5 protein-coding genes, 1 tRNA gene and 1 pseudogene are annotated in these 7,905 nt (G+C 58.7%); 4 read left to right on the plus strand and 3 right to left on the minus strand.

All coding sequences use genetic code 11. From position 1 onward, the window contains the following. Positions 1–212: 212 nt before the first annotated feature. The gene (locus tag PMI34_RS04400) at positions 213–2,201 is read left to right on the plus strand and encodes a peptidase U32 family protein (RefSeq protein WP_032829863.1); all 1,989 of its coding nucleotides are present in this window, start codon (positions 213–215) and stop codon (positions 2,199–2,201) included. Between the two features lie 104 nt (positions 2,202–2,305). On the opposite strand, the gene PMI34_RS04395 is transcribed toward PMI34_RS04400, so the two are convergent. Further along, a complete protein-coding gene (locus PMI34_RS04395; protein ID WP_008053158.1) occupies positions 2,306–2,734 on the minus strand; it encodes a hypothetical protein in 429 nt (142 codons plus the stop codon). A gap of 322 nt (positions 2,735–3,056) precedes the next feature. On the opposite strand from PMI34_RS04395, the gene PMI34_RS04390 reads away from it, so the two are divergent. Beyond that, positions 3,057–3,131: transfer RNA gene (locus tag PMI34_RS04390), tRNA-Gln, on the plus strand. A 90-nt stretch (positions 3,132–3,221) separates the two neighbouring features. On the opposite strand, the gene PMI34_RS04385 is transcribed toward PMI34_RS04390, so the two are convergent. Then, complete coding sequence (locus tag PMI34_RS04385) at positions 3,222–3,884, minus strand: glutathione S-transferase family protein (protein WP_008053159.1); 663 nt, start codon at positions 3,882–3,884, stop codon at positions 3,222–3,224. Positions 3,885–4,040: 156 nt separating this feature from the next. Here PMI34_RS04385 and PMI34_RS04380 point away from each other — a divergent pair, with 156 nt between their 5' ends. Next, a complete protein-coding gene (locus PMI34_RS04380) occupies positions 4,041–4,973 on the plus strand; it encodes a GlxA family transcriptional regulator (protein WP_008053161.1) in 933 nt (310 codons plus the stop codon). 101 nt (positions 4,974–5,074) lie between these two features. Next, a complete protein-coding gene (locus PMI34_RS04375) occupies positions 5,075–6,049 on the plus strand; it encodes a nitrilase-related carbon-nitrogen hydrolase (RefSeq protein ID WP_008053162.1) in 975 nt (324 codons plus the stop codon). Positions 6,050–6,464: 415 nt separating this feature from the next. Here PMI34_RS04375 and PMI34_RS29020 read toward each other — a convergent pair. Continuing rightward, positions 6,465–7,905, minus strand: a pseudogene (locus tag PMI34_RS29020) (hypothetical protein); the annotation flags it as partial.

A 7,905-nucleotide genomic window follows, 5' to 3' on the forward strand; every position in this document is an offset into this window, starting at 1 on the left:
GGGCTTGCCCGCGAAGGCGGAGTGTCAGCTTGCACAGGTGTTGACTGACCCAGCGCTTTCGCGGGCAAGTCGGATCGCCGCACCGCCGCTCCCACAGGGGTTGAGGCAGGTCAGGTCTACCCGAAACGCCACCCGGCAGCATTCGGGTGCCGGTCAGGCGTTTCGCCGCTACAATGCACGCCTCGACCGTGACAAGCCTGACTAAAAAAATTATGTCTTTGCCCAAACATCACCTGGAATTGCTCAGCCCTGCCCGCGATGTGGCCATCGCCCGCGAGGCCATCCTGCATGGCGCCGATGCCATCTACATCGGTGGCCCGAGCTTCGGCGCCCGCCACAACGCCTGCAACGAAGTGAGCGATATCGCCCAATTGGTGGAATTCGCCCGTCGCTACCATGCCCGGGTGTTCACCACCATCAATACCATCCTGCACGACAACGAACTGGAGCCGGCCCGCAAGCTGATCCACCAGTTGTACGACGCCGGCGTCGATGCGCTGATCGTCCAGGACCTGGGGGTGATGGAACTGGACATCCCGCCGATCGAACTGCACGCCAGTACCCAGACCGACATCCGCACCCTGGAGCGGGCGAAGTTCCTCGATCAGGCCGGTTTCTCGCAACTGGTGCTGGCCCGTGAGCTGAATCTCCAGGAGATCCGCGCGATCGCCGACGAAACCGACGCGGCCATCGAGTTCTTTATCCATGGCGCGCTGTGCGTGGCATTTTCCGGTCAGTGCAACATTTCCCACGCGCAAACCGGGCGCAGCGCCAACCGCGGCGACTGCTCCCAGGCTTGCCGTCTGCCGTACACCCTCAAGGATGAAAAGGGTGGCGTGATCGCCTACGAAAAGCACCTGCTGTCGATGAAGGACAACAACCAGAGCGCCAACATCCGCGCCCTGGTCGAGGCCGGCGTGCGTTCGTTCAAGATCGAGGGTCGTTACAAGGACATGGGCTATGTGAAAAACATCACCGCCTACTACCGCCAGCGCCTCGACGCCGTGCTCGAAGACCGCCCGGACCTGGCCCGTGCCTCCAGCGGCCGCACCGCGCACTTCTTCCTGCCCGACCCGGAAAAGACCTTCCACCGTGGCAGCACCGATTACTTCGTCACTGACCGCAAGATCGATATCGGCGCCTTTGACTCGCCGACCTTCACCGGTCTGCCGGTGGGTGTGGTCGAGAAGGTCGCCAAGCGTGACATGCAGGTCGTGACGCACGAGCCGCTGTCCAACGGCGACGGCCTCAACGTGCTGGTCAAGCGTGAAGTGGTGGGTTTCCGCGCCAACATTGCCGAACCCAAAGGCGAATTCGAGGAAGACGGCGAGAAGCGTTATCGCTATCGCGTCGAGCCCAACGAGATGCCGGAGGGGATGTACAAGCTGCGCCCCAACCATCCGCTGAATCGCAATCTCGATCACAACTGGCAACAGGCGCTGCAAAAGACCTCCGCCGAGCGTCGTATCGCCCTGAGCTGGGTCGCCCGCCTGCGTGAAGAGCAGCTGGAGCTGACCGCGACCAGCGAGGAGGGCATCAGCGCCAGCGTCACCCTGGCCGGCCCGTTCGGCGCGGCCAACAAGCCGGAGCAGGCGCTGGAGCAATTGCAGGATCTGCTCGGCCAGCTGGGTACCACCCAGTACCACGCCATCGACATCAAGCTGGATGCGCCGCAGGCGTACTTCATTCCGAACTCGCAGCTCAAGGCCTTGCGCCGTGAAGTGATCGAGGCCTTGACCGACGCGCGGGTCGCCGCCCACCCGCGCGGCAGCCGCAAGGCCGAGACCACGCCGCCGCCGGTGTACCCGGAGTCGCACCTGTCGTTCCTGGCCAACGTCTACAACCAGAAGGCCCGGGACTTCTATCACCGCCATGGCGTCAAGCTGATCGACGCGGCCTACGAGGCCCACGAGGAAACCGGCGAGGTGCCGGTGATGATCACCAAGCACTGCCTGCGTTTCTCTTTCAACCTGTGCCCGAAACAGGCCAAGGGCGTGACTGGCGTGCGCACCAAGGTTGCGCCGATGCAATTGATCCACGGCGATGAAGTGCTGACGTTGAAGTTCGACTGCAAGCCTTGCGAGATGCACATCATCGGCAAGATGAAAGGCCACATCCTCAACCTGCCGCAACCGGGCAGCGTGGTAGGCCACATCAGCCCGGAAGACCTGCTCAAGACCATCCCGCGCGCGCCGCACTGAGTGACCGGTGAGTGCGCCGCAACGGCGCGCTCACCTGTTCCAGCTTGAAACCTCTTTTGCAGAAATCCGGACGCTGGCGATAAACCTGGAACTGGCGGTCGACACTATCCACAAGTGTCGGCGACGGCTTTTTCAGCTCGTTTGAATTCCTGTTTGACGTCGGTGGGGATGCGTTGCTTTTTCATTTCCTGACCGAGGAAGGGTTGTTCGCCTCGGGACTGGACCTCAGCGTTCTCGGCGGTTATCTGCGCCTCGATGGCAGCGGCGTGCTTGTCGATGACGGCATCGACCTCGGCTTCATTCTTCGCGGTATCGAGTGCCAGGACCAACTGGCCGGCCTCGGCTTTTTCGGCTTCGGCATAGGCTTCGACCGACAACCCGGAGGCCAACGCTCGCGTCTGGGTTTCCAGGCGATTGAGATGCTCCCGGGCGGCCTTGCAGACCGCATCCTGTCGCTGGTTCTGGATGTGTTCCCAGGTGTTCAACCCATAAATCGCGGTCCCGAGTACCAGAAGGGTTGCAGCGACCCCCATTAATTTGCCTTTCACTTTTGGCGCCCTCAAATGGCAAGGGAAGGGTGTTGCGTAAACGATTCCCGATTCAATTCGAGTAAAGAAAAGCGTAGCAGAGCTGTTCGGGCTGAATGTGCGCCGATAACTCCCCCGAGATCCGGCTCAACACTAAGCACCTGTTTTAACGAACAATTTTTTTTGTTGGGGCTTCCCAGGCAAGGAAAATGTTGGTAAATTTGCGCCCACTCTTGCACCGGCCCTCAGGGAGCCAGTCGCGAGAGCAGGCAACAGGTCTTGTTGCCACTCAAGAAAGCGAGTGCCAGGCACTCATCGCAACAGATACAGGGGCGTCGCCAAGCGGTAAGGCAGCAGGTTTTGATCCTGCCATGCGTTGGTTCGAATCCAGCCGCCCCTGCCATTTTTTATTCCTGCCTAATCAGATAACACTCGACCGACGGTTATTATTCGTCGATTCGTTGTTTTTTGCCTCCCGTTCCCCCATCTGCCGCTACCGAAAGCGCTCCGGGATGGCGTCGACAAACGGATACAAGGAAAAATACGGCCTTGCTTCGTCGATCACCCGCTTGACCGAGGGCCTTTGGGTCAGCCTGTCGAAATAAGCACTCAAGTGCTGATGATCGGCGGGAAAGGGTACGAGGGTGCTGGCGTAGAACAGCGCCGGGGCAGCGGCGCAATCGGCCATGCTGAACGCCGGGCTGGCCACCCAGGTTCTTGCCGTCAGCTGACGTTCAAGCATGCCGTACGCCGTCATCAGCGCGGCGCGCTCGCGAGCCAGGTCTCCATGGGCGGCGTTCAGGCGGTCACTGACGATCTTCTGCATGGGCACCTGGACATGCAGATCGAAAAAGCGATCCCACAGGCGGACTTCCAGCGCGCTTTCCCAATCGTCCGGAATCAGAGGCGCCTGGCAGGGATGGAGCCGGTCCAGGTACTCAATGATTACACTCGACTCCGGCACATCCTTTTGCCGGGCGTGATCGTGTAGCACCGGAAACTTGCCGATCGGCCACAGGGCTTGAAGCTCGGTCCGGTCAGCCTCGCTGCCCAGGTCGATGACCCTTTTTTCAAACTCGATTTCCAGTTCATAGAGAGCGATCAGCGCTTTGTGGCAGAACGACGAGAGCGGGTGGAAATAAAGCGTCAGCGACATTCTTCTATTCCTCGGTGAGATGCAAACCGCTTGATTATCGGTCGCCATCGGCCAATGCGCGAGTTGCACCATCCTGGTGTCCGGTGCGGGCTGTTCGGGTTAGAGTACAAGTTCTGGCTTGAACTTCAGGCATGCCACGTTTAGGGTCATATCGCCATGCACCAGATCGGACTCGTTGTTTATCCCGGTTTCCAGGTCCTGGGCCTGGCCATGTGTGCCGCCTTCGAGTTGGCCAACAGTGCCGGTGACGAGCCGTTGTACCGCATTGCCTTGCTGTCCGAACCGGGTGGCCTGGTGCAAACGTCCGCCGGTTTTGCTGTGCAGACCGAAGCGTTCGACCGGCGCGGGTTCGATACGCTGCTGGTCCTGGGCGACAACCTGATCCGCCCGACCACGCCGGGCATGCTGGAATTTCTGCGTCGCGCCAGTCACAACACCCGGCGTCTGGGCTCGATTTGCACGGGGGCGAATGCCTTGGCGCAGGCCGGTTTGCTCGACGGTCGGCGGGCGACCACCCATTGGGCCCATGTTCCGGCCTTTCGCAAGGCGTACCCGAACGTGAAGGTCGAGGAAGACCGGATCTTCATCAACGATGGCCACCTGTGGACGGCGGCGGGCATGAGTGCGTGCGTGGACCTGGCCTTGGCGTTGGTGGAGAACGATCTGGGTGCCGACATTGCACGCAAGGTTGCCCGGCAATTGGTGGTGTATCACCGGCGTTCCGGCGGACAGTCGCAGTTTTCGGTGATGCTGGAACTGGCCCCCAAGACCGATCGCATACAGGCCGCGTTGAACTACGCCAAGCAGAATCTCAAGTCGGCGCTGTCGGTCGAAGAACTGGCCGGCGCGGCCAATCTCAGCCCTCGGCAATTCAGCCGGGTGTTTCATGCCGAAACCGGCCAGTCTCCGGCCAAGGCCATCGAAAGCCTGCGGGTCGAGTCGGCCCGGTTGATGATGGAAACCGGACGGCACTCCATCGATGTGGTGGCGACGGACACCGGTTTTGGTGACCGGGAACGTATGCGCCGCGCTTTTATCCGGGCGTTCGGGCAGCCGCCACAGGTGATTCAGCGCGCCAGTCGGGGCTGAATCATGATGTCCTGAAAGGTGGTGTATATGACATTCAAGTCGTTTTATTATAGGCGTAATCTTTATCTTGTTGAAACGTATCCCTCAATGAGATCACCGCCATGACCCTCGTCAAAGCCGCCGCCGTACAAATCAGTCCTGTTCTTTACAGCCGTGAAGGCACAGTCGACAAAGTGGTGCAGAAGATTCTCGAACTCGGCGAACAGGGTGTGCAATTCGCCGTGTTCCCGGAAACCGTGGTGCCGTACTACCCGTACTTTTCCTACGTGCAATCGCCTTTCGAAATGGCTACCGAACACCTCAAGCTGCTGGACCAGGCGGTCACCGTGCCTTCGGCCGCTACCGATGCCATTGGTGCTGCGGCCAGGCAAGCGGGGATGGTCGTGTCCATCGGCGTCAACGAACGCGATGGCGGCACGCTGTACAACACGCAGTTGCTGTTCGATGCCGACGGCTGCTTGATCCAGCGTCGCCGCAAGATTTCCCCGACCTACCACGAGCGCATGATCTGGGGCATGGGCGACGGCTCCGGCCTGCGGGCCGTCGACAGCGCGGTAGGGCGCATCGGGCAACTGGCCTGCTGGGAGCATTTCAACCCGCTGGCCCGTTATGCCCTGATGGCCGATGGCGAACAGATCCATGCGGCGATGTACCCGGGGTCGTTTGCAGGTCCCCAGTTCGCATCGCAAATGGAAGTCAGCATTCGCCAGCATGCCCTGGAGGCCGCGTGCTTTGTGGTCAACTCCACGGCGTGGCTGAACCCTGAACAACAGGCACAGATCATGGCCGACACCGGTTGCGCCATCGGCCCGATTTCCGGCGGTTGCTATACCGCAATCATCAGCCCGGATGGCACGGTGCTGGGTTCGTTGCAGGAAGGTGAGGGCGAGGTGATCGCCGACCTCGACATGGGGCTGATCGACAAGCGCAAACGCATGATGGATTCCCGCGGCCACTACAGCCGCCCGGAATTGCTGAGCCTGCTGATCGACCGCAGCCCGCAATCCCATGTACATGAACGCGGTGCGCATTCGAGGCTGGTTGAAGAGACCAGGCTGGAGGAGGTGATTGGTTAGGAAGCGTTGTTGCCGTGGAACTGCTCACCGGAAATGCCACGGTAAACGGGAAACGCACCTGGTGACAGGTGTGCTTCGTGGATCGGATACGGAGGTAGTGCCTTTGTGTTGTGAAGTTTCTCTCGACCAATGATACTGGCGTAATGTCCGCAATGAATTCCGGGAGCACGGCGAAGGTAAGTCGCGTCGATATCTACCTTGTGTCATATGGCATTTCAGCAAAAACTCCTTTTTTTACATCGGATACGAAGTCCAAGGTAAAGCCTTATATTTGGCCGAGTTTGGCGGCAGCGCATTCTTGGATTCGTGAAGGGTATGGTGCAACACCTTGCCGAATAGACCAGGTGTTGCGTTCATATGTTGAATTAGATGGATTAACATATGTTTCTATGTATTAATTCCAATAACTAATGAGTCACGATGCTATATAAAAATAATCAATATATCCCACCTGCGTACCTCCTGCGGTCTGATCAACCTCTATATAGGAAATTTTATGTCCGCCTGGCGCATTGAATTCAACCCAGTTGGGGGGTGGAAAAGAGGCACCATCACCATGGGGCGGACGATGCTCGCCTAAACACGTGCCATTCGAGTTATAGAATGTTAAAATTGTTTTGCTGTAACAAAGCATGGAGAATTTAACATGGGAATATTCTGACTTCAATGTGATGCGAGCAATAGTGGAATTATGTATGAACAATACCTGTCTTTCCATTATCCCGGAAGCAGAGTTGAATGGCGTGATTCCAATGTAGGTAGTTGATGATGTGATTGTCATTGTTGGGAGTCTTAATGGATTGCCCAGCCCAGTGAATTGCTCGGGGTAACTATCAAAATTATCTAACAATCTCTCATTGACTACGCGAAAGGTTCGCGGAGCCGAAGTCTGGCCCGAACCGTACAGCGCCTTGGCGGTGAAACTGTGGGCCGTCACGCTCAGGCCGGAGACCGGCAGTGTCCAGATTCCCGTTGTGGCATCGGCCGTGGGCGTGCCTTTGGAAACGTTGTTGTTAAACACTTCGACCTGTTGACCCTTGTTCGCTGTACCAGTCAGAATCACCGCGGTTTCCAAGGTGGGGGCACCTTCGCGAATCTCCACCCCGCTCGGCGAGCCTTTGGCCGAAGTGATGGTCGGGGCGGTATCCGCGGCCACAGTCAGGGTCCGCGGTGCCGACTCCGTTCCACTGCCATACAACGCCTTGGCTTTGAACGAGTGATCGTCAATCGTCAGTCCCGTCAAATCAACTGTCCAGACGCGTTGATCATTCGCCTTGGCCTTTTTGCCCGTGGAGGCTGTGCCGTCGAAAATCTCCACCTCCAGAAACGTATTCGCCGTCCCTGTCAGACGAACAGTGGTGTCAATCGTGCTTCCGCCATTGGCTATTGGCTGCCCTTTGGAATCATGCGCGGCGGTAATGGCCGGCACCACTTCATTTAACGCTGTCAAACGCCAGAGGTTCGAGGGCGGGTTGTTTGCGTATTGACCAACGGCCTTGATTGTGTGCAGCACGTTAAGCGTTAACCCGCTCAAGGTATGGGTCCAGATCGAGTCGGTTCCTGCCTTGGCCTTGCCCTTAGAGGTCGTACCGAGGAAGACTTCCACCTCCTGGCCGGCAGGCGCGGAGCCTGTAAGCGTGACACTGGTGTGGACGGTATAGCCGTTGTCAGGGATGACCCAGTCGCTCTGATCCTTTACAGATGTGATGGTCGGGGCTGTGTTCGCCGTGACGGTCAGGGTGCGTGCGGTCGATACCTGACCACTGCCATACAGCGCCGTGGCGGTGAAGCTATGAGCGGCGACGCTCAAGCCCGTCATGGTCAGTTCCCACTCGCCCGTGGTCAGATTAACTGTC

The organism is Pseudomonas sp. GM74 (assembly GCF_000282455.1).
GTDB lineage: Bacteria > Pseudomonadota > Gammaproteobacteria > Pseudomonadales > Pseudomonadaceae > Aquipseudomonas.

Excerpts from the sequence above, each read along its gene's own strand:
- PMI34_RS04380 (WP_008053161.1), top strand. The coding sequence starts at position 4,041 with ATGCACCAGATCGGACTCGTTGTTTATCCCGGTTTCCAGGTCCTGGGC.
- PMI34_RS04395 (WP_008053158.1), bottom strand. The coding sequence starts at position 2,734 with ATGGGGGTCGCTGCAACCCTTCTGGTACTCGGGACCGCGATTTATGGG.
- PMI34_RS04375 (WP_008053162.1), top strand. The coding sequence starts at position 5,075 with ATGACCCTCGTCAAAGCCGCCGCCGTACAAATCAGTCCTGTTCTTTAC.
- PMI34_RS04400 (WP_032829863.1), top strand. The coding sequence starts at position 213 with ATGTCTTTGCCCAAACATCACCTGGAATTGCTCAGCCCTGCCCGCGAT.
- PMI34_RS04385 (WP_008053159.1), bottom strand. The coding sequence starts at position 3,884 with ATGTCGCTGACGCTTTATTTCCACCCGCTCTCGTCGTTCTGCCACAAA.